The organism is Campylobacter concisus UNSWCS, assembly GCF_000466685.1.
Lineage (GTDB): Bacteria > Campylobacterota > Campylobacteria > Campylobacterales > Campylobacteraceae > Campylobacter_A > Campylobacter_A concisus_A.
Map to the genome: position 1 here is coordinate 30,058 of NZ_ANNG01000010.1, position 22,251 is coordinate 52,308.

At 41.0% G+C, this 22,251-nt stretch carries 21 protein-coding genes; all 21 read left to right on the plus strand.

The window, feature by feature from the left end; translation table 11 throughout:
* Positions 1-7 precede the first annotated feature (7 nt).
* The 21 genes from UNSWCS_RS03320 (at position 8) to ftsH (ending at position 22,251) form a co-directional block, all read left to right on the plus strand.
* Positions 8-1,330 carry a UDP-glucose dehydrogenase family protein gene (locus tag UNSWCS_RS03320; protein ID WP_021087405.1) on the plus strand — a complete coding sequence of 441 codons (1,323 nt, stop codon included), beginning with the start codon at positions 8-10 and terminating at the stop codon, positions 1,328-1,330.
* Positions 1,327-1,770 carry a hypothetical protein gene (locus UNSWCS_RS03325; RefSeq protein ID WP_021087375.1) on the plus strand — a complete coding sequence of 148 codons (444 nt, stop codon included), beginning with the start codon at positions 1,327-1,329 and terminating at the stop codon, positions 1,768-1,770. The genes UNSWCS_RS03320 and UNSWCS_RS03325 overlap by 4 nt, the downstream gene beginning before the upstream one ends.
* Complete coding sequence (locus UNSWCS_RS03330; protein WP_021087412.1) at positions 1,767-2,999, plus strand: nucleotide sugar dehydrogenase; 1,233 nt, start codon at positions 1,767-1,769, stop codon at positions 2,997-2,999. Before UNSWCS_RS03325 ends, UNSWCS_RS03330 begins: the two co-directional genes overlap by 4 nt.
* Before the next feature lie 118 nt (positions 3,000-3,117).
* Complete coding sequence (locus UNSWCS_RS03335; protein ID WP_021087318.1) at positions 3,118-4,635, plus strand: MATE family efflux transporter; 1,518 nt, start codon at positions 3,118-3,120, stop codon at positions 4,633-4,635.
* Entirely contained in the window at positions 4,636-5,397 is a 762-nt protein-coding gene (locus tag UNSWCS_RS03340; protein WP_021087335.1) for a glycosyltransferase family 25 protein, read from the plus strand.
* The gene (locus UNSWCS_RS03345; RefSeq protein WP_021087344.1) at positions 5,398-6,330 is read left to right on the plus strand and encodes a glycosyltransferase family 2 protein; all 933 of its coding nucleotides are present in this window, start codon (positions 5,398-5,400) and stop codon (positions 6,328-6,330) included.
* Positions 6,327-7,385, plus strand: coding sequence for a glycosyltransferase (locus tag UNSWCS_RS03350; RefSeq protein ID WP_021087300.1), 1,059 nt, complete (start codon positions 6,327-6,329; stop codon positions 7,383-7,385). The genes UNSWCS_RS03345 and UNSWCS_RS03350 overlap by 4 nt, the downstream gene beginning before the upstream one ends.
* Positions 7,382-8,425 (plus strand): glycosyltransferase, encoded by a 1,044-nt coding sequence (locus UNSWCS_RS03355; RefSeq protein WP_021087419.1) that lies wholly within the window; start codon positions 7,382-7,384, stop codon positions 8,423-8,425. Before UNSWCS_RS03350 ends, UNSWCS_RS03355 begins: the two co-directional genes overlap by 4 nt.
* Entirely contained in the window at positions 8,422-9,546 is a 1,125-nt protein-coding gene (locus tag UNSWCS_RS03360) for a glycosyltransferase (RefSeq protein WP_021087359.1), read from the plus strand. The genes UNSWCS_RS03355 and UNSWCS_RS03360 overlap by 4 nt, the downstream gene beginning before the upstream one ends.
* Positions 9,539-11,638 carry an STT3 domain-containing protein gene (locus UNSWCS_RS03365; protein WP_021087368.1) on the plus strand — a complete coding sequence of 700 codons (2,100 nt, stop codon included), beginning with the start codon at positions 9,539-9,541 and terminating at the stop codon, positions 11,636-11,638. Before UNSWCS_RS03360 ends, UNSWCS_RS03365 begins: the two co-directional genes overlap by 8 nt.
* Positions 11,639-11,640: 2 nt before the next feature.
* The gene (gene pglA, locus UNSWCS_RS03370; protein WP_021087411.1) at positions 11,641-12,756 is read left to right on the plus strand and encodes a N,N'-diacetylbacillosaminyl-diphospho-undecaprenol alpha-1,3-N-acetylgalactosaminyltransferase; all 1,116 of its coding nucleotides are present in this window, start codon (positions 11,641-11,643) and stop codon (positions 12,754-12,756) included.
* Positions 12,749-13,354, plus strand: coding sequence for an undecaprenyl phosphate N,N'-diacetylbacillosamine 1-phosphate transferase (gene pglC, locus UNSWCS_RS03375; RefSeq protein ID WP_012140183.1), 606 nt, complete (start codon positions 12,749-12,751; stop codon positions 13,352-13,354). Before pglA ends, pglC begins: the two co-directional genes overlap by 8 nt.
* On the plus strand, positions 13,341-13,931 hold the full coding sequence (gene pglD / locus UNSWCS_RS03380) for a UDP-N-acetylbacillosamine N-acetyltransferase (protein ID WP_021087334.1): 591 nt from the start codon (positions 13,341-13,343) through the stop codon (positions 13,929-13,931). The genes pglC and pglD overlap by 14 nt, the downstream gene beginning before the upstream one ends.
* A gap of 49 nt (positions 13,932-13,980) precedes the next feature.
* A complete protein-coding gene (gene pglE / locus UNSWCS_RS03385) occupies positions 13,981-15,072 on the plus strand; it encodes a UDP-N-acetylbacillosamine transaminase (RefSeq protein ID WP_021087360.1) in 1,092 nt (363 codons plus the stop codon).
* Positions 15,073-16,854: a UDP-N-acetylglucosamine 4,6-dehydratase (configuration-retaining) gene (gene pglF, locus UNSWCS_RS03390; protein ID WP_021087320.1), complete on the plus strand. Its 1,782-nt coding sequence runs from the start codon at positions 15,073-15,075 to the stop codon at positions 16,852-16,854.
* Positions 16,855-16,856: 2 nt separating this feature from the next.
* Positions 16,857-17,753 carry a PDC sensor domain-containing protein gene (locus tag UNSWCS_RS03395; RefSeq protein WP_009294679.1) on the plus strand — a complete coding sequence of 299 codons (897 nt, stop codon included), beginning with the start codon at positions 16,857-16,859 and terminating at the stop codon, positions 17,751-17,753.
* Positions 17,750-18,361: an imidazole glycerol phosphate synthase subunit HisH gene (hisH, locus tag UNSWCS_RS03400; RefSeq protein ID WP_021087294.1), complete on the plus strand. Its 612-nt coding sequence runs from the start codon at positions 17,750-17,752 to the stop codon at positions 18,359-18,361. Before UNSWCS_RS03395 ends, hisH begins: the two co-directional genes overlap by 4 nt.
* The gene (gene hisA, locus UNSWCS_RS03405; protein ID WP_021087295.1) at positions 18,361-19,071 is read left to right on the plus strand and encodes a 1-(5-phosphoribosyl)-5-[(5-phosphoribosylamino)methylideneamino]imidazole-4-carboxamide isomerase; all 711 of its coding nucleotides are present in this window, start codon (positions 18,361-18,363) and stop codon (positions 19,069-19,071) included. Before hisH ends, hisA begins: the two co-directional genes overlap by 1 nt.
* Positions 19,072-19,134: 63 nt before the next feature.
* Positions 19,135-19,500, plus strand: coding sequence for a chemotaxis response regulator CheY (locus tag UNSWCS_RS03410; protein WP_002939933.1), 366 nt, complete (start codon positions 19,135-19,137; stop codon positions 19,498-19,500).
* Entirely contained in the window at positions 19,500-20,333 is an 834-nt protein-coding gene (locus tag UNSWCS_RS03415) for a 50S ribosomal protein L11 methyltransferase (protein WP_021087369.1), read from the plus strand. The genes UNSWCS_RS03410 and UNSWCS_RS03415 overlap by 1 nt, the downstream gene beginning before the upstream one ends.
* A complete protein-coding gene (ftsH, locus tag UNSWCS_RS03420) occupies positions 20,326-22,251 on the plus strand; it encodes an ATP-dependent zinc metalloprotease FtsH (protein WP_021087314.1) in 1,926 nt (641 codons plus the stop codon). The genes UNSWCS_RS03415 and ftsH overlap by 8 nt, the downstream gene beginning before the upstream one ends.

Sequence of the window (22,251 nt, forward strand, 5' to 3'; positions counted from 1 at the left end):
GATAAGCATGAAAATAGCAGTAATCGGAACCGGATATGTTGGACTAGTAAGTGGCGCATGCTTTGCTAAGATGGGCAACAGCGTGATCTGCGTCGATGTCGATAGCAAAAAGATCGAAGCGCTAAAAAACGGCGTCGTGCCTATATATGAGCCAGGGCTTGCTGATATCGTGAGTGAGTGCTATAAAAATGGCTCGCTTAAATTTAGCACGCAGATAACTGAGGCGCTAGAGCATGCAGATGTGCTATTTATCGCAGTTGGCACACCTATGGGTGCTGATGGGCAGGCTGATTTAAAATATGTCCTATCAGTTGCCAAGTCAATCGGAGAAAATTTAAGCAAACCGCTAATAGTTGTCGATAAATCAACCGTTCCAGTGGGCACTGGAGCCAAGGTGCATGAGGTGATCGAGGCTGAGCTTAAAAAGAGAAATGTAGAGGTTAAATTTGAAGTCGTCTCAAATCCAGAGTTTTTAAAAGAGGGTGCGGCGGTTGAGGACTTTTTAAAGCCAGATCGCGTTGTTATCGGAGCTAGTAGCGAGTGGGGCTTTAGCGTGATGAGGGAGCTTTATGAGCCATTTATGAAAAATCACGACAGGCTCATTTGCATGGATGTAAAATCAGCCGAGATGACAAAATACGCTGCAAATTCGATGCTGGCAACCAAAATAAGCTTTATAAACGAGATAGCAAATATCTGCGAACGCGTGGGCGCTGATGTAAATTTAGTGAGAAAAGGCATCGGCAGCGACTCAAGGATCGGATATAGCTTCATCTACCCAGGCTGCGGATATGGTGGTAGCTGCTTTCCAAAAGACGTCGAGGCGCTCATCTACACAGCTAGACAAAATGGCTTTGAACCAGAGCTTTTAAACGCGGTCGAGTCAAGAAATAAGGCTCAAAAAAGAGTGCTATTTGATAAAATTTATAACTTCTTTGGCGGCGATCTAAAGGGCAAAACGATCGCACTTTGGGGACTTGCGTTTAAGCCAAATACCGATGATATGAGAGAGGCTAGCTCGCTAACTTTGATAAAGCTTTTATATGAAGCTGGCGCAAAAGTGGTCGCTTACGATCCAAAAGCAAGCGAAGAAGCTAAAAAATATATGCCAAATTTAGATGTGAAATACGCTAAAAATAAATATGACGCTCTTGATAACGCCGATGCAATGGTGCTTGTTACAGAGTGGAGCGAGTTTAGATCGCCTGATTTTATGGAGATCAAAGAGAGGCTAAAAAACGCTGTCATATTTGACGGACGCAACCAGTATAACGCTAAAGCTTTGGCTGAGCATGGATTTAAGTATTTTCAGATAGGCGTCAAATCGTGAAGCAAATTTTATCTCTCATAGCTTGTTTATTGCCTTTTACGCTTTTTGCTAGCGAGGCTTCAGGTAAAAGCGAAGCAAAGACGCAAAAACAGGTTTTTGAGCTGCCCGTCTCAAAGATGCCGAATGATTATTTTAAATATGAAGCTGCATTTTTTAAAGAGATGCAAACGGATTGCGAATTTGCTATGCTAGAGGGCGGAGACTTAGATAAAAAAGAGGATAAAAGCGGGGTTCGTTATGAATTTAATGCAGACGATAAACCGCTTAAGCCTTGCAATGGCAAAAATAAAAAGAGGCAAATTTATTATGAATTTACCCAAATTTTGCCTGGCATTAGCCCCATTAAGATCGTAACCCCACAAGGCGTGGGCGCAGAGATAAGAATTTATGAACGTGTAGAAACAATAAAACCAAAAATTTTAAAAAGGAAAGAGAAATGAAAATAGCAGTAGTAGGACTTGGATATGTGGGACTTCCACTAGCAGCAGCTTTTAGTGAAAAGTACGAAGTAGTAGGCTTTGACGTAAATGCAAAACGTATAGAAGAGCTTAAAAGTGGCTATGATAGAACGCTTGAACTTAGCAACGAGCAGATGAAAAAAGCGATCGATAATGGCATGAAATTTAGCCTAAATTTAGATGACATCAGAAGTTGCAACTTCTTTATCGTAACCGTCCCAACTCCGATAGATAAGAACAAACGCCCTGATCTAACCCCAGTGGTAAAAGCGACCCAGAGCGTGGCAAAAGTGCTTAAAAAAGGCGACATCGTTGTCTATGAGAGCACCGTTTATCCAGGCGTTACAGAAGAAATTTGCGTGCCACTTCTTGAAAAGAGTGGGCTTAAATTTAACAAAGACTTCTTCTGCGGCTACTCTCCAGAGCGCATAAACCCAGGCGATAAAGAGCACACTGTTACAAAGATCAAAAAGATCACAAGTGGCTCAACCCCAGAGATCGCAGACAAGGTCGATGAAATTTATCGTTCTATCATCACAGCTGGCACTCACAAAGCTTCAAGCATCAAAGTGGCAGAAGCAGCAAAGGTCATCGAAAACACTCAGCGCGACATCAACATCGCCTTTATAAACGAGCTTGCGATGCTATTTGAAAAGCTTCACATCAACACTATCGACGTGCTTGAGGCTGCAGGTACGAAGTGGAATTTCTTAAATTTCCGCCCAGGTCTAGTCGGCGGTCACTGCATCGGCGTAGATCCATACTATCTAACTCACAAAGCTCAAGAGGTAGGCTACAACCCTGAAATGATCCTAGCAGGTCGCCGCATCAACGATGATATGGGCAGATACGCAGCCGATCAAGTGATAAAACTAATGATAAGAAAGGGTGTGCTTATAAACAAAGCGCGCGTGCTTGTTCTTGGTATGACATTTAAAGAAAACTGCCCAGATATAAGAAACTCTCGCGTTATAGACGTGGTTGATGAGCTAAAAGACTTTGGCTGCAAGGTCGATGTGACTGATCCTTGGGCTGATAGCGCTGAGGTAAAACACGAGTACGGCTTTGATCTAGTAAAAGAGTATAACCTAGACGACTACGACTGCATCGTGATCGCAGTAGCGCACAATGAATTTAAAAAGCTCAACCTAAAAGGCCGCTTGGTTTATGATATAAAAAATATCTACCCAGAGGCTGACGCTAGGCTGTAAGTGAGCGTTAAATTTAAAATTTACATAGCTGCCTTGCCATTTGGCTTGGCGGCTAATTTTTTTGGTTTTTTCTTTTTAAATTTAGCTTTTGGGCTAAATTTCAAAGGTTAAAAGTCTAATGCTAATCAATCTAATAAGCTCGATCGTCGTTTTTGTCGTATCAATGGGCATAAATTTCTTTCTTACGCCATTTATCTTAAAAAGTCTTGGCAACGAGGCATTTGGCTTTGTGGGTCTTAGCAACGCCATCGTTAGCTACGCAGCGGTCGTAAGCGTGGCGATCAACTCGGTCAGTGGGCGCTTTGTCGCTCATGCGTGGCACAAAAAAGACCTAAGCCTTGCAAACACCTACTACTCATCAGTGCTTGTTGTAAATATCTTCTTTTGCGCCGTTGTAGTGGTGCTTAGCTCTGTTTTCATACTAAATTTGCAAAGCTTTTTAAACGTCCCTGAAAATTTGCTATATGATGTGAGAATGACCCTTGTCTTTTACTTTATAAATTTCTGCGTTGGGCTATTTAACGGCGTTTTGACGGTTTGTGCGTTTGTGACAAACAAGCTCTACCTACTCTCCATCAGAAACGCCATCTCAAGCGCGATCCTAGCAGCCCTCATCGTGGCGCTCTTTTTCTTTTTTAAGCCATTTATCTCATACATCGCCATCTCAGCGCTAGTTGCTAGCCTTTTTGTCTTTTTTAGCACCATTTTTATGTCAGCTCGCATCACACCAGAGCTAAAATTTAGCCTTAGTAAATTTGACTTTTCAAAGATAAAAGAGCTTTTAAGCTCTGGCATTTGGAACAGCTTTAATGCGCTAAACCGTATACTTTTAACAGGTATGGACCTATTTATCTGCAACATTTTCGTAAATGCAAATGCCACTGGCCTTCTTTCAGTCGCCAAGGCCGCCCCTATCATACTGGAGAGCTTTGTGGCGCAGCTTAGCGGTATCTTTGCGCCAAAATTTGTCGAGCTTTACTCTAAAAATTTGATCACGGACCTCATAAAAGAGGCTAAATTTTCGATGAAGGTGATCGCCTTTGTGATGAGCGCTCCGGCTGCATTTTTCGTCGTTTTTGGGCTTGATTTTTACACGCTTTGGCTACCTTTTAAAAGCGCAGATGAGGTTAAATTTATCTACAACGTCTCGATGATCACGCTTGTGCCGATCGTCTTTATAAGCTTTGTCTTTTCGCTTTTTAACCTTGATAGCGCGACAAACAAGCTTCGCCGACCAGCCATTGCCAACACTATCCTTGGCGTTAGCACGATCATAGCGCAGATCGCACTGCTTAAATTTAGTGACTACGGCGTTTATGGTATCGTCATCGTCGCAGCCATTTTTTATAGCATAAGAATTCTCGGCTTTGACCTCATAAATGCTGCTTTAAATTTAGAGGTGAAACTCACCACATTTTACGGGGTTTATTTTAAAAATTTAGCCGTTTTTGCGCTTTGCGTGCTTGCGATGTTTGCCTGCAAGGACTTTGTGAGCTTAGATAACTGGCTAAAATTTGCTATCTTTGCTGCGATATACGCCAGCGCAGCTTATGTTTTGGGATATTTTTTGTTTTTTAATGCCTTCGAGCGAGGCATAGTCTGGCGTAAAATTTTAAAAAAATTTAAAAGGTCTTAAATGAATGAAATTTACTTGATCTCTTTGGCAAAAGACACCAAAAGGCGCGAGCTTTTGCAGCAGAAATTTGGCTCTTATGATAGCTTTAAACTAATAGACGCAGTTGATGGCAGGGAGCTAAACGCGAGGGAGTACTACAAGATCATTTCGCCATCATTTAAAGCTTACGGCAAGGTTTTAAGCCCGGCTGAGGTTGGCTGTTCGCTCTCGCACGTGAAGGCTTACGAGGCGTTTTTGGCGAGTGAAGCCAAATTTGCTCTCATCTTTGAAGATGACGTGATAGGAGATGATCAGGCTATAAAAGATGCCTTTTTAGCAGCCAGCAAGATGCCTGAAAATAGCGTGCTCATATGTGGCATGCAAGATGGGCTAGAGGGCAGGTTTAGCGCCTTTGGCAAAAAGGTGGATACTAGCCTAAGTAAGCCGCTTTGGCAGGTCTCAAAGCACTCATTTTCAAGCATTTATAGAGCAGGGGCTTATGTGCTAACTAAAAAAAGCGCTAAAAATTTGCTTGAAATTCATAAGCGTGCGCTTTGCACGACCGATGTTTGGGACTATTTGCTTGGCGTTAATGATATGCAGATGTATTTTTGCGATCTTTTTGCGCACCCAACTGATCTAAGTGGCTCAAACATCGAGGGTGAGCGCCTTGAGAGGGGATACAGCGCAAATTTAAAGGCCTACATAAAAACATTTAAATTTATACTTTTCTCAAGGCTTGAGAAGCTTCAAGGCTATGAGAGAATTTTTAAAAGGGGCTAAATGAGCGAGCCATTAATCAGCATCGTAACCGCGACTTATAAGCGTCCAGAGCTTTTAAAAAAGGCCATAAAAAGCGCTCTAGCTCAAAGCTATAAAAATTTAGAAATAGTTGTAACCGATGACGGCGATGACGAGAGTGCGAGTGAAATTTGCAAGAGTTTTAACGACGCAAGGATCAAATTTGTAAAAAACAGTGCTCACAAAAAAAGCCCAAATGGTAACAAAAATAACGGCTTTGACAACGCAACAGGCGAGTTTGTCTGCTTGCTTGATGATGATGACGAGCTTTTGCCAGAGGCGATTGCCCAGTGCTATGAAATTTTAAAAAGTGGCGAGTATTCGTGCGTTTTTGCAGACGCGATCTGCGAGAAAGATGGCGTGATGACAGAGGTCGTGGCTGGTAGAAGCCCGTATAACAAGAGTGGGGCGATGAGCAAGGTTGATTATCATTGCGGGCGGATAAATGGCGAGTACTTTAAGCTTTTTTCACGTGAATTTATAGATGATTTTAGGTTTGATGAGAGCAGTTTTGGCGGCGAAAATGAGCTTTATATCCGCTTTTTTGAAAAAAATGTCTTCTATCTTAAGAAGCCACTTTACATCTACCGCATCGCAAGAAGCGATAGTGCGACGTTAAATGCCGGCAAACACGCGCTAAATGTGGCAAACGCTTACATCAAAACAGCAAATTTGCACTACGACATCGCTATAAAAAATGAGCCAAAATTTCTAGCTATGCAGTATAAAAATGCCGCTTACTACGCCAAAATAGCAGGCGAATATGGCCTTATGTTAAGGTGTATCTTTAAAAGTCTTAGCATTAAATTTAGTAAAGAGGCACTTATATTTTTGCTGCTTAGCCCTCTTCCAAGTGGCATTTTACCAGCACTTTCAAGACTTAGAGTAAAGATAAAACAAAGGTTTGGCGTATGAGGATATTATTTGTCACATCAACGCTTAGAAGTGGCGGTGCGGAGCGAGTTTGCGCGGTGATCGCATCAAGATTTAGCATGGATCACGATGTAAGCCTTGTTAAATTTGATAAGGACGAGCCATTTTACGAGCTGGCAAGTGGCGTGAAGCTCATAAATTTAGGCGTTGGGGCTGATGAGCTTGGCTTGGTTGGAAATTTAAAAAAGAGAGTTTTAAAGGTGCTTGCTTTAAGAGCGCTCATAAGAGAGGGCAAATTTGACGCTGTGATATCATTTTTAGACGCCGTAAATACCTTGGTACTCTTTAGCTCAGCAGGACTAAAAACGCCTATAATAATAAGCGAGCACACAAACTACCTTGCGCCAAAAAGAGCCATTTTTAAGGTGCTAAGACGCCTTAGTTATCCATTTGCAAACGCACTTAGCGTTTTAAGCGACGAGGATCTTGGCTACTACTCGAAATTTTGCAAAAATGTGATGAAAATTTACAACCCGCTCTTTGAAGAGATACGCAGTGAGAGCTTTGATAAAGAAAATTTAGTCATCTTTGTTGGCAGGCTAAATAAGATAAAAAACTGCGAAATGTTTGTAAGAGTGGCTGCAAACTTAAAGCAAAGCGGCTATAAATTCGCTGTCGCTGGAGATGGCGGCGAGAGGGCAAATTTAGAAAAATTAGCTAAAAATTTGGGTGCAGAGGTGGAGTTTTTAGGAAATGTAAGCGACATCGCCTCTCTTTATAAAAGGGCAAAGGTGCTGCTCTCTTGCTCAAATTTCGAGGGTCTTGGAAACACATTGATAGAGGCGATAAACTATGACTGCGTGCGGGTTGCGACAAGAACTAGTGGGGCAAAAGAGCTTATAAAAGATGGTTTTGATGGCTTGCTTTGTGAGATAAATGACGTTGATGATATGAGTAAAAAGCTTGCAAATTTGCTGCAAGATGAGGCAAAGATGAGTGAATTTGCTAAAAATGCAAGAGCTAGACTTGATGAGTTTAGCGTGGAGCAAATTTATAAAAAATGGCTGGAGCTTTTAAGACTTGGAGGTGTGAAGTGAAAATTCTTTTTGTCATCGCTGCACTTAGAAATGGTGGGGCCGAGCGCGTGCTAAACGTGCTTGCAAATGAGCTTTGCAAAGACAATGAGATCACTATCGCCCTGCTTGAAGAGGATCTTGGACTTTATAAATTTAGTGAAAAGACAAAGATCATAAACCTTAATGTGAGTGGCTCTGGGCTGGCTTTAAAATTTAAAAAAATCCTCGCTCTTAGAGCGCTTTTTAAGGAGCAAAAAGCTGATCTCATAATTAGCTTTATCGACTGGACAAACGTCGCTTGCGTGCTGGCAAATTTGGGGCTAAAGAGCAAACTAATAGCAACCGAGCACCACGAGCATAGCTACTTAAAAAGTAAAGTCGCAAGCGCTATGCGTGACTTTTCGTATAAATTTGTAGATGGTTTAAGCGTGCTAAGTAAAAGCGACTACGACTACTATAAATTTGCCAAAAATCGCGAGGTCATACATAATCCACTTTTTATCGACGTGCCTGAAAATTGCGAGAAGCAAAACGTCATCTTAAGCGTGGCAAGGCTGGAGGCGGTAAAGGGCTATGATATCTATTTTGAGGCGCTTAGCAAGGTGGATAAGGGCTTGCTTGATGGCTGGGAGATAAAGATCGCAGGCAGTGGCAGACAGGAAGTGCAGCTAAAAGAGATGGCTTTAAATTTAGGGCTTAATGTCAAATTTCTAGGTCATATGAGCGACGTTGCAAAGCTTTACAGCGAGGCAAAAATTTTTACTCTTTGCTCAAGAAGCGAGGGGCTTTCAAATGTGCTAATAGAATCAGGCGCATTTGGCTGCGCTAGGCTAAGTAGCGACACTGTGGGCGCAAGAGAGCTTATAAATGACGGCACAGACGGGCTTATCTTTAAAAACGGCGACAGCAATGATCTAAAAAATAAGCTTGAGATGCTTTTAAAAGATGAAAATTTAAGGCAAAAACTAGCAAAAAACGCCAGTGAAAGTGCAAATTTATTTAGCAAAGAAAATATCATCAAGCAGTGGCGAGAATTTATAAAAAAGGTTGTTAGCAAGTGAAAAAATTAGCCGTTTTTTTATACTCGATGGGGCCTGGCGGGGCTGAGCGAAATGTGGCAAATTTACTGCCATTTTTGATCAAATGTTATGAAGTTCATCTCATCTTAATGAGCAAGGTCATCGCCTATGAGATTCCAAGCGAGGTGCAAATCCACTTTATAGAAAATAGCGATCCTTACGAGAGCGGGATAAAGAAGCTTGCAAGGCTCTTTTTAGCGATGCCAATGCTTGCCTTTAAGTATAAAAAGCTCTGTCAAAGCTTAAACATCGACACGCAGTTTGTGCTGATGAACCGCCCTTGCTATATCGCTGGGCTTGCTAGGATTTTAGGGCTAAGGGCTAGGCTAGTTATCAGCGAGCGAAGCTGTCCGTCGATCCTATATAAAAACGATCTAAGCGGGCGAGTTAATAAATTTTTACTCACTCATCTTTATAAAAAAGCTGATCTAATCCTCGCAAATGCAGCTGGCAATAAAGAGGATCTGGTGCGAAATTTTGGTATGAGCGAGGCAAAGACAAAGGTGCTTTATAACGCCCTTGATCTAAAAACTATAAATTTGCTAAAAGATGAGCCGCTTGAGAGCGACTTTAAGCCATTTTTCATAAACATAGGCCGCCTTGATAGCGGTAAAAATCAAGCCATGCTAATAAAAATAATAGCTTCTATTAGCGACCCTCGCGCCACGCTTGGCATCCTTGGCAAAGGGCCTTTAAAAGATGAGTTACAAAATTTGATAGACAAATTTGGTGTGAGTGATCGAGTAAAGCTTCTTGGCACTGATAAAAATCCTTTTAGGCATATAAAAAACGCCTCTTGCTTACTTTGTGCTTCACGTTTTGAGGGCTTTTCAAATGTCTTGCTTGAAGCACTAGCGTGCGAAAAAACTATCATCTCAACCGAACACAAGAGCGGCGCAAAGGAGCTTTTGGGCGAGAGTGAGTTTGGCATCTTAGTGCCTGTTGATGACGAAAATGCGATGAAAGAGGCGATGATAAAAGTGCTTAACGAGCGTGAAATAAGGCAAAATTTTGAAAATGTTGCGTATAATCGGGCTAAATTTTTTGATAGTGAAAACATAGCGAGCGAGCTTATAAATTTTTTGGAAAATCCTAATGAATAGAAATTTGTTTTTTAAAAATTACTCTTTATACCTTATGATATTTGCCGCGGTCATCTTTGGCATGGTTTGCAGGCTTTACTGGGTCTTTTGGGCGAGTGAGTATCCAGTCTTTTTTTGGAACAACGAGCTGATGATCAGCACAAACGACGGCTACGCATTTGCCGAGGGGGCAAGGGACATGCTAGCTGGCTTTCATCAAGAAAACGATCTTAGCTATTACGGCTATCCGCTCTCGACGCTTACTTACTGGATCGTGAAATTCCTAGGCGTCAAGCTTGAGACAGCGATGATTTATATGAGTGTATTTTTCTCGTCGCTTGTGGCCGTGCCTGTTATCTTGATCGCAAATGAATACAAAGTAAAAATGGCTGGCTTTATCGCTGCACTTCTTGCAGTGATCGCAAACAGCTACTACAACCGCACGATGGCAGGTTACTACGACACCGACATGCTCATCATCACTCTTAGTATCTTTGTCGTTTGGGGGCTTGTTAGGGTGCTTGAGAAAAAGGACGCAAAGAGCCTGATAATAGCACCTTTAAGCGTGCTTATTTATATGTGGTGGTATATGAGCGCCTTTTCGCTTATTAGCATTTTAACTGGGCTATTTTTACTTTACACGCTCATTTTTGATAGTAAAAATCCACTTTTTTACCTTGAAATTTCGCTGCTTTTGCTTGCTATCTCAAACCTTGATCTAACGCTTAAATTTATCGCTGTTATCGTTATTTATGCACTTTGCCTATTTAAAAAAGAGGTGATAAATTTAAAATTTACTCTTGGCATTTTGGCGGTTATCTTTGTCATTTTTGTCATCCGTGGTGGGCTAAATCCGATAATCTTTCAGCTTAAATTTTACGTCTTTAGAGATGCGCCTGAAGTTGGCGGCATGAGCTTTCACTTTTTTAATGTCAATCAAACCATCCAAGAGTCAAGCGTCGTTGATTTTACGCTATTTTGCGAGAGGATCAGCGCAAATGTCATCACATTTTTGATCTCGCTTGTTGGCGTCGCTCTATTTTGCTACAAGCACCGCTCATTTACCGTCTCGCTTGGCATGCTCGCACTTGGCTTTTTGGCCTTTAAAAGCGGCCTTAGATTTACTATTTATGCTGTGCCTATTATGGCGCTTGGCTTTGGATACTTAGTAGAGTTTGTGCTTGCAAATTTAAAGCTAAAAGGGGCCGTGCTAAATCTCATAAGAGCCTTCATAGCAGCTCTCGTGCTTGCTCCAGCGCTCATTCACATCTATGGCTACAAGGCTGAGCCAGTCTTTGTAAATAAAGAGGTTGAAATTTTAAACAAGCTAAAAGGCATCGCAGGACGCGAGGACTACGTGGTTGCATGGTGGGATTATGGATATCCGATTAGATATTACAGCGATGTTAAGACGCTAATTGACGGCGGAAAGCACCTTGGACGTGAAAATTTTGCCGTGAGCTTTGCGCTTGGAAGCGACGAGATGAGCTCGGCAAATATGGCAAGGCTTGATGTAGAATACACTGAGCGAAATTTCAAAGAGCACTTTAATGGCAACTTGGCTCAAATTTTAAAAGATAGAAATTTAAGCGTTGATCAGTTTTTTAGCGAGATAAAAGAGGCAAATTTTAGCCTACCAGCAAAGAGCAGAGAGATATATTATTACCTGCCAGATAGGATGCTTAGCATTTTCCCGACCATTTTGCAGTTTAGCAAGATCGATCTAAAAAGTGGTAAAAATTTAAACAATGGACTTTTCATCACCACAAGAGCGATCTCGCAAAGCGAAAAGGGCATTAGGCTAAGTGGCGGATTTACTCTAACAAGCGATGTCACAAATTTGATCTATGATGGCAATGTCTTACCGCTAAGATCTTTCATAGAGACCGACTACAACGAGGCTGGCAAGCTAAATGTAAAAGAGTATAAAAATAATGAAAGCTCAAACATTTCTGTCATTTTTATGAGGGATTATGGTAGATTTATCATCCTTGATGAGAGCATTTTAAATAGCGCCTACATACAGCTTTTCGTGCTTGAAAGATACGATCCAAAAGTCTTTGAGCCAGTTATACTTGATGGGGCGGCAAAAGTTTATAGGCTAAAGAGGTAGAGATGGCAAGGATAGGATTTTTAAGCCACGCTGATATGAGCATACACTTTTTTAGACGCCCTATAATGCAGGCTTTAAAAGATATGGGGCATGAGGTTTTTGCTATCGCTCCAAAAGGAAATTTCACTAATGAGCTTGCTAAAAGCTTTCACACCGTCACCTACGAGCTTGATAAGGCGAGCCTAAATCCGCTAACCGTGATAAATAACTCAAAAAAATTATCTCAAATTTTAGGCGAGCTAAATTTAGACCTGCTTCAAACTGGCGCTCACAAGTCAAATGTCTTTGGCACATTTGCTGCTAAAAACGCTGGCATAAAGCACGTGATAAATTTGGTCGAAGGCCTTGGTAGCTTTTATATCGATGATGATATTAAGACAAAGGCTGTGCGTTTTGTCATGGAGAGCCTTTATAAGCTATCTTTTTCAAAGGCTGATGCTTGCATCTTCGTAAATAACGCAGATCCAGACTATCTGATCTCAAAAAATTTGATAGATAAAAGCAAGGTGTACCGCATAAAAAGTGTCGGCGTCGATACTGCTAAATTTGACCCAGCTATCACGCAGGCAGCGGACTTGGGTGAAAAAAAGGTCATTTTGATGATCGCCAGAGCCATGTGGCACAAGGGTGTTCGTGAATTTTACGAGGCAGCTGAAATTTTAAATGGCTATAAAAACTGCGAATTTGTCTTTGTGGGCGAGGGCTTTGCTGGTAATAAATCAACCGCAGACGAGAGCTTTTTAAAAGGTGGCAAGGTGCGATATCTTGGCGCTAGAAACGACATACCACAGCTTTTAAAAGCTTCTTACTTGCTGGCTTTGCCAAGCTATAAAGAGGGCTTTCCAAGAACGGTTTTAGAGGCGATGAGCATGGCTAAAGCAGTCGTTGCAAGCGACGTGACAGGCTGTAATGAGGCAGTAAAGGACGGCTACAACGGACTTTTATGCAAGGTAAAAGACGCAAGTGATCTTGCTAGTAAGATAAAAATTTTGCTTGATGACGAAGCGCTTTGCGCTAAACTTGGGCAAAATGGCAGAGACTGGGCAGTTAGTGAATTCGACGAGAAGCAAATCGCGAAAAGATATATAGAAATTTATAGGAAATTTATAGATGTATAGAAATTTTTTAAAGAGGGTGATTGACATTTTGGGGGCTTTGTTTTTGCTTATTTTAACGTCGCCCATCATCATAGCAACGGCGATATTTATATATTTTAAGGTAAGTCGTGATGTCATTTTTACACAGGCAAGACCAGGACTAAATGAGAAAATTTTTAAAATTTATAAATTTAAGACGATGAGCGATGAGCGTGACGCAAATGGCGAGCTTTTGCCAGATGATCAGCGTCTTGGTAAATTTGGCAAACTGATCCGCTCACTTAGCCTCGATGAGTTACCACAGCTTTTTAACGTGCTAAAGGGCGATATGAGTTTTATCGGACCAAGGCCGCTTTTGGTCGAGTATCTACCCATCTATAACGAAACGCAAAAGCACCGCCACGACGTGCGCCCTGGTATCACGGGTCTAGCGCAGGTAAATGGCAGAAACGCCATAAGCTGGGAGAAAAAATTTGAATACGACGTCTATTACGCTAAAAATTTAAGCTTTATGCTTGATGTAAAGATCGCTTTGCAGACAATAGAAAAGGTGCTAAAACGAAGTGGCGTCAGCAAAGAGGGGCAGGCGACGACGGAGAAATTTAATGGCAAAAACTAAGAAAATTTACATCTACGGAGCGAGTGGGCACGGGCTTGTGATCGCTGACATTGCTAGAGATAATGGCTATGATGAGATAGTTTTTTTAGACGATGCTAGTGAGCGTAAATTTAGCCCAGAGCTTGAAAAAGCTGACATCATAATAGCCATAGGTGATAATAAAACAAGGCAAAAGATCAGCCAAAAGGTGGGGGCCGCTGGCTTTGAGATAGTAAATTTGATCCATAAAAGTGCGGTTGTGAGCGAAAGCGCTGTGATAGAAAAAGGTGTAGTGGTCATGCCAAATGCCGTGATAAACGCAAAAGCTCGCATAAAAGAGGGCGCTATCATAAACTCTGGTGCAGTGATAGAGCATGAGTGCGTGATAGGTAAATTTGCTCACATCAGCCCAAATGCAGCCCTTGCTGGAAACGTTAGCGTGGGCGAATTTACGCACGTTGGCATTGGCTCAAGCGTCATTCAAGGCATAAGTATCGGTAAAAACTGCGTCATTGGCGCTGGAAGCGTGGTTGTACGAGATATAAAAGATGGCATAAAGGCGTATGGCGTGCCTGCATGCGAGCGCGCTAAGATATAAATTTAAAAATAAGTGCTAAAATCGCCAAAAAATCACGAAAGGTATGAAAATGGATAGGGTTTTTTTATCTCCACCAAACATGAGTGGAAAAGAGCAGGAATATATAAAAAAAGTTTTTGAAAGCAACTACATAGCGCCACTTGGCGAATATGTCAATAAATTTGAAGATAGCATAAAGGCCTATACTGGTGCCAAAGATGCGCTTGCACTATGCGCTGGAACTGCGGCACTTCACCTAGCACTGCGCGTCCTTGGCGTAAAAGAGGGCGATCTTGTGCTAGCTTCTAGCTTTACTTTTATGGCTTCAGTCTCGCCGATACTTTATGAAAAGGCAACTCCAGTCTTCATCGACTGCGACGAGAGCTGGAATTTAAGCCCAGAGCTACTTAAAAAAGCGATCTCAAATTTACCTAAAAAGCCAAAAGCGTTAGTCGTCACTCATCTTTATGGACAAGCTTCAAAGATGAAAGAAATTTGTGAAATTTGCCAAAACGAGGGCATCGCCTTGGTTGAAGATGCAGCTGAAGCGCTTGGTGGATTTTACGGCGGCAAGGCACTTGGCACATTTGGCGTGATGGGCGGATATAGCTTCAATGGCAACAAGATCATCACTACTTCAGGTGGCGGCATGCTAGTTGGAGATAGCGAATTTGTAGAAAAAGCTAGATTTTACAGCACACAAGCAAGAGAACCTTTGCTTCACTATGAGCACAAGGATTATGGCTACAACTACCGCTTAAGTAACGTCCTAGGCGCTATTGGCGTGGCTCAGATGGAGGTTTTAGAAAAGAGAGTCGAGCAAAAGAGAAGAGTATTTGATATCTATGAAAAAGAGCTTGGCGATATTTTAGAATTTATGCCAGAGCTACCAAATTCTCGTGGAAACAGATGGCTCACAACTGGCGTTTTTGCTAAAAAAGATGCGCATTTAAAGGTTATAAAAGCACTAGCTGATGCAAATATCGAGAGCCGCCCACTTTGGAAGCCTATGCACTTGCAGCCTGTCTTTAAAGGTGCGTTAAGCTTTGTTGATGGATATAGTGAAGATCTATTTTCAAGAGGAATTTGCTTGCCAAGCGGCAGCGATATGAGCGAGCAGACACAAGAAAGAGTGATAAAAATAGTCAAGGAAAATGCGTAAATGTTTCATGCAACGAAGTTAAAAAGGCTCGTATTTTTCCTTCTTGGTGATGTTTTTATATTTGTTTTTTCGATATATGCGGCTTATCTTTTAAGATTTAACGCCGACATCCCAGATATCTACGTGCAAGGGCTTTTTGTAACGGCTGGATTTTTGATCGTTTTTAAGCTCTTTTTCATGTGGATGTTTAAAATTTACAAGGTACCGTGGAGATTTTTTGGCTTAAATGAGGCTCGTAAAATTTTCCTAGCTCACGTTTGTGCGGCGATCTTATTTACACCACTTTTTTTTATATTGCAAGATATTTTTGCAATGTATCCAAGAAGTGTAATTTTAATAGATATGCTAATATCGTGCTTGCTTATCGGAATATTAAGAATTTCAAAACGAATGGCACTTGACTTTTCAAACAGACCCCACAAAGGCGAGCCTTGTATCGTTATAGGCGCGACCTCAAAGGCGCTTCACGTCTTGCGCGGCTTAAAACAGGGCTATCTTGACTACTATGCAGTTGGTGTGGTAGATGGCAGAAGCGACCTTGTTGGCACATATTGTGATGGATTTTTAGTTCAAGATAAAAAAGATATACCAAGCCTTATAAAAGACTACGACGCAAAGACTGCTATCATCGCACTAGCACTTGATCAAGACGAGCTTCAAGCTTTAGTTGATGAGCTAACTGGATATGGCATAAGAGATATGAAGCTCTTTTCGCTTATCGAAAATGAGCCGATCAAAGATATCTCGATCGAAGATTTGCTCGCTAGAAAGCCAAAAGACCTTAATCCAGAAGCCATTTCAAATTTCTTAAAAGATAAAAAAGTGCTTGTCACTGGAGCTGGCGGTAGTATAGGAAGCGAAATTTGTAAGCAGTGCTTGAAATACGGCGTAAGCGAGCTTATAATGGTTGAGCACAGCGAGTTTAACCTCTATAAAATAGGCGAAGATACAAGAGATAAAAGAACTGTTAGCAAACTCGTAAATATCACAAATTTAAAAGATTTTGAAGAGGTTTTTGAAGAATTTAGACCAGAGATCGTCATCCACGCAGCTGCATATAAACACGTGCCACTTTGCGAGCTAAACCCTCGCTCAGCAGTTGAAAACAACATCCTTGGCACAAAAAATGCAGTTGATCTTTCTAAAAAATATGGTGCTAAGAAATTTGTCATGATCTCATCGGACAAGGCAGTGCGCCCAACAAATATCATGGGCACAACTAAGCGTGTTTGCGAGCTTTATGCGCTAAATTCAAACGAAGCAGGTGTCTGCGAGATAGTTTGTGTGCGCTTTGGTAATGTCCTTGGCTCAAGTGGCTCAGTCATACCTAAATTTAAAGCGCAGATCGCTGCAAACAAGCCTTTAAGTGTCACGCACCCAGAGATCACAAGATACTTTATGCTTACATCTGAAGCGTGTCAGCTAGTCCTTCAAGCAGCCTCTATCGCAAAAGGCGGAGAGCTTTTCGTGCTTGACATGGGCGAGCCAGTTAAGATCGTCGATCTTGCTAAAAAGATGCTTCTGCTTTCAAATAAAGAGCATCTGGGTATCGAATTTGTGGGGCTTAGACCTGGCGAGAAGCTTTATGAAGAGCTACTTATCAACAAAGATGACGTTCAAACTAAGTATGAGTCGATCTTCGTGACACACTCACAGCCTTATGATCTGACCCTTTTAAATTCACAGATAAATGGGCTTTTGCAGCTTGAAGATGACGAGGTGGCACCTGCTCTTAAGGTGATCGTGCCAGAGTTTAATCATGCATTAAATTTAAAAGGCTAGTTTTGGTTATAAAAGATATTAAGAGATTTAGTGACACGAGATATAAGGCAAGGGCGTATATCTGCTATTTATTTAGTAGAAATTTGCCAAACAGACTGCCTGGAGTGTGCTTAGAAAACATAAAAGCTGGCTTTGATAAGATCAGCCACGAGATAGAAAATTTTGACGCACTATATATCTTAGACGAAAATGGCATACAGATCGAAGACTCGATCAGCCTAAATGAAAAATACAAAATTCCAAAAGGTGAAAACCGCGCAAACAAAGCCTACTACTACACCGCTGTGCGCGAGAAAAGGTGCGTTTTAAGTGATCCATATCCATCAAGTCTAAATGGAGGTTTGTGTGTCACAGCAAGCGTGCCTATCTATAATGAAAAAAATGAGCTTAAATTTATCGCCTGCATCGACATAAGCCTAGAAAATATCCTAAATATGGTCGATAGCGGCTTTGTCGAGGAGCATTTTGGTAGATTTTTAAAGACAGTCTATGCACTCTTTTGCGCATCGCTTTTTATGATCTGCGCATTTTTATTTTGGCACGGCGTAAAGAGCTTTATCTCAAAGAGTATCGAGCATATAAACGTAGAAGAAATTTTTGAATCAACCATTATTTTAACGCTGGCTCTTGCCATTTTTGACCTTGTAAAGACGATATTTGAAGAAGAAGTTTTAGGCAAAAATCACGAAGAAAATAGCGTTATTTATAAGACGATGGTTAGATTTATCGGCTCTATCATCATCGCACTTGCCATTGAGGCGCTTATGCTTGTGTTTAAATTTGCTATCACCGCACCTGAAAATATCATAAACGCTATCTATCTAATAGGCGGTGTAGCGATGTTAATGGCGGCACTTAGCTTTTATCTCTTTAGTGTAAAAAGACAAGAAAATAGATGATAGCGGTGATCGACTATGGTGCGGGCAACATCAAAAGCGTGATAAATGCTTTTAAATTTCTTGATAAAAAATGCGTCTTAGTAAGTGAGCCTGATAGTTTAAAAGAGCACTCACACATCGTTTTGCCAGGCGTTGGAGCTTTTGGTGAGGCGATGAAAAAGCTAAAGATGAACGGCATGGACGAGGCGATAAAAGAGGCTGTAAAAAGTGGAAAAGCCTTTATAGGAATTTGCCTTGGCATGCAGCTTTTGTTTGAAAAAAGCTTTGAATTTGGCGAGCATGAGGGGCTTTCTCTTTTGCCAGGAGAGGTCGTTAAATTTGATGAAGCTAAATTTGATAAGCCACTAAAGATCCCACACGTTGGCTGGAACACACTTAGCTTTAAACAAAATGGTCCTTTAAATTTAGGGCTAAAAGAGCTTGAGTATTTATACTTTGTGCATAGCTACCACGTGGTTTGCGATGATAAATTTGCGCTTGCAAAGACAACTTATGGATATGAATTTACAAGCGCGGTGCAGCATGAAAATCTCTTTGGCTTTCAGCCCCATCCAGAAAAAAGCCACGAGGTCGGGCTTAAAATTTTAGAAAATTTTGCGAGGTTGTGATGGAAATTTTCCCAGCGATAGATATAAAAGAGGGGCAGGCGGTTAGGCTTAGTAAAGGGCTCATGCAAAGCGCTAAAATTTATAGCAGTGAGCCAAGTGAGCTTGCTAAGAGGTTTGAAGGCTACGGCGCAAAATGGCTGCATGTGGTTGATCTTGATGGAGCATTTGTAGGAGAAACTATAAATTTTAACACGATCGAAAAGATAGTAAAAGCTACAAATTTAAAGGTGCAAGTTGGCGGTGGCATAAGGGATGAAGAGCGTATAAAGCGCTATTTAGACCTTGGAGTTAGCAGAGTGATCCTTGGCTCAGTTGCCCTTCGTGATCCAGAATTTACAGCAAAAATGGCTGGAATTTATAGGGTCGTAGTTGGCATAGATGCCAAAGATGGCTATGTGGCAGTGCAAGGCTGGGGCGAGGTTTCAAGTATAAAAGCGGTCGATCTTGCAAAAAAATTTGCAGATGTGGGTGTAGAAGCTGTGATTTGCACCGATATTAACAAAGATGGAATGCTTGGCGGAGTTAATGTTGATTTTAGCTTGCAAATAGCTAGAAGCAGCAAGCTTGAGACCATAGCAAGTGGCGGTGTGAGCGATATGAACGACATTTTAGCACTTAAAGAGACAAATGAGATAGCTGGTGTGATCGTTGGTAAAGCTTACTATGAGGGACGACTTGATTTAAAAGATGCTTTCAAACAAGTTGGCTAGCGTTAAAGCTTTTATAAATTTTAATTAGCTAGAATAGGGCAATTTTTACTAAAAGGATATTATGTGAAGATTTTGGTTGTAGATGACAGCTCAACAATGAGAAGGATCATAAAAAATACTTTGCAAAGGTTAGGACATCAAGAAATTCTCGAGGCTGAGCACGGGCTTGAAGCTTGGAATATCTTGACGCAAAACGAGGGTATTGAGGTTCTTATTACTGACTGGAACATGCCTGAGATGAACGGTCTTGAGCTTGTTAAAAAGGTAAGAGCTGAGCAAAAATATGTTGATATGCCTATCATAATGGTAACAACAGAGGGCGGAAAAGCCGAGGTTATAACAGCTTTAAAAGCAGGTGTTAATAACTACATCGTTAAACCTTTTACGCCACAAGTTTTAAAAGAGAAGCTTGAAGACGTTCTTGGTTAATGAAAGATAAATTTTACGAATTAAGCATCAAAACATCAAATTTTTATGATGAAATTTTAGAGTTAGTTTTCTCTTTTGGGGTCACCTGTGTAGAAGAGCTAGATCATGAGATCATCATCAGGGAAGAGTATGATCTAAAAGATATAGCTTGGGGCGTAGAAGAGTATGCAAAAGGGCTCTCTATCGTTCGTAAAATTCCAAATGATTTAAAAATTTCTCTTAATTTAAAAGAAAATAAAGACTGGCTAGGCGAATATAAAAAGGCAGTTAAGCCTATTTTGGTTGATAAAATTTATATTAGACCTAGCTGGGAAGAGCCACTTAATGGTGTAACAAATATCATAATCGACCCAGCGCTAGCCTTTGGCTCAGGGCATCATGAAAGCACAAATTCTTGCTTGCAACTTTTACAAAAATATGCAAAAAGTGGCGATAGCGCTTTAGATGTGGGATGTGGAAGCGGGATATTAAGCATAGCTTTAGCAAAGCTTGGCTGCAAGGTCGATGCTTGCGATACAGACGAGCAGGCCACGCAAAGCTCGCTTAGCAATGCCCAGCTAAATGAGGTTAAATTTAATAAAATTTGGACAGGTTCTATTGCAAATTTAGAGCAAAAATATGACATCGCCGTAGCAAACATTATTGCTGATGTCATTTTTATGCTCTCAAATGACTTAAAAAAATCGCTTAAAAAAGGCGGCTATTTAGTATTGTCTGGAATTTTAAACAAATACGAAGATAGGATTAAAGATACGTTTAAGGATTTGGAGCTAGTTGAGATAAAACAGGCTAATGATTGGGTTAGCTTTGTTTATAAGGAAATGGATGAATAACCAAAATAATAACCAAAATAATGGCGACAATAACGGGTTTTTCAACAAAAACCCCATCTTTATCTTTGCTATTTTTGCGATAGTTATAGTTCTAGCTTTTAGAAGCTTTAGTGGTGACGGACTAGGCGGTACTTTTGGGCTTGGTAGCAACGCTCAAAGCAAGATGATAGCTTATTCTGAATTCAAGGATATGCTAAAAAATAAGCAACTAAATGAAGTTGCGATATCTGAAACCACGATAAAAGGCGTTGGTAATGACAAAACCATCTACCTCGCAAAGCGCATAAATGATCCAACACTCATTGGCATACTTGAGCAAAATGGCATAACTTACAGCGTTTATAGCGAAAATAACTGGTTTGGAGATCTTATATTTTCATGGATCATACCGGTATTTATATTTTTTGCTATTTGGATGTTTATCGCTAGTCGTATGCAAAAGAATATCGGCGGTGGCATACTTGGCATAGGAAGTGCGAAAAAGCTTATAAATTCTGAAAAACCAAAAGTTAAATTTGACGACGTCGCAGGCGTTGAAGAGGCAAAAGAAGAGGTTCAAGAGATAGTTGATTATCTAAAGAGCCCAGATAAATACCTAAGACTTGGAGCTAAAATTCCAAAAGGTATTTTGTTAGTTGGCCCTCCAGGTACTGGTAAAACGCTTCTTGCAAGAGCTGTTGCGGGCGAGGCTAGTGTGCCATTTTTCTCTATGTCGGCATCAAGCTTTATAGAGATGTTTGTTGGCGTTGGTGCAAGTAGAGTTAGAGATCTTTTTGAAAATGCAAAAAAAGAGGCTCCAGCGATTGTTTTTATAGATGAGATCGATGCGATCGGTAAGAGCAGAAATTCTGGTCCGATGGGAGGAAATGATGAGAGAGAGCAGACGCTAAATCAGCTTCTTTCTGAGATGGACGGCTTTGATGCGGATAAGTCACCAGTCATCGTTATAGCAGCGACAAATAGACCTGAAGTTTTAGATGCTGCACTTTTAAGACCGGGTAGATTTGACAGGCAAGTGCTTGTTGATAAGCCTGATTTTAAAGGACGTTGCGACATTTTAAAAGTCCATATGAAAGATGTGAAAATCGGTAAAGACGTTAATATCGAAGATATCGCAAGGCTTACTACTGGTTTAGCAGGGGCTGATCTTGAAAATATCATAAATGAGGCAGCTCTTCTTGCAGGACGTAAGTCAAAAACTTTTGTTGAGCAGGCTGATCTAGTGGAGGCTGTCGAGAGATCGATAGCTGGTTTAGAGAAAAAATCACGCCGCGTAAATCCAAAAGAGAAGAAGATAGTCACTTACCATGAAAGCGGCCATGCTTTGGTAGCTGAGCTAACAAAAGGTGCAAAAAGAGTGACAAAGGTCTCAGTCGTACCACGCGGTCTTGCAGCGCTTGGCTATACGCTAAATACACCTGAAGAAAATAAATTTATGATGCAAAAGCATGAGTTGCTTGCAGAAGTGGATGTACTTTTGGCTGGTAGGGCTGCCGAAGAGGTCTTTATAAAAGAGATATCAACTGGAGCTAGTAATGACCTAGAGCGTGCAACTGATATCATAAAAGCTATGGTTAGTATGTATGGTATGAGTGATGTTGCCGGCCTTATGGTACTTGAGAAGCAACGCGCAACATTTTTAAATGGCGGACAAAGCATAAAAGACTATAGCGACAAGATGGCCGAAAAGGTCGATGAATTTGTAAAAGCACTTCTTCATGAGAGATATACGGCTGTGCTTGGTCTTCTTGAAATTTATAAAGGTGCCATTGAAAACATGGTCTCAGCACTTTATGAAGAAGAGACTATCGAGGGAAAACGAGTTAGAGAGATCATCAAAAACTACGAGGAAGAAAATGGTCTTGAAAGCAGGCTTGTAGAGCTTGAAGAAGAGGAAAAAGGCAAAAAAGAGGAATAA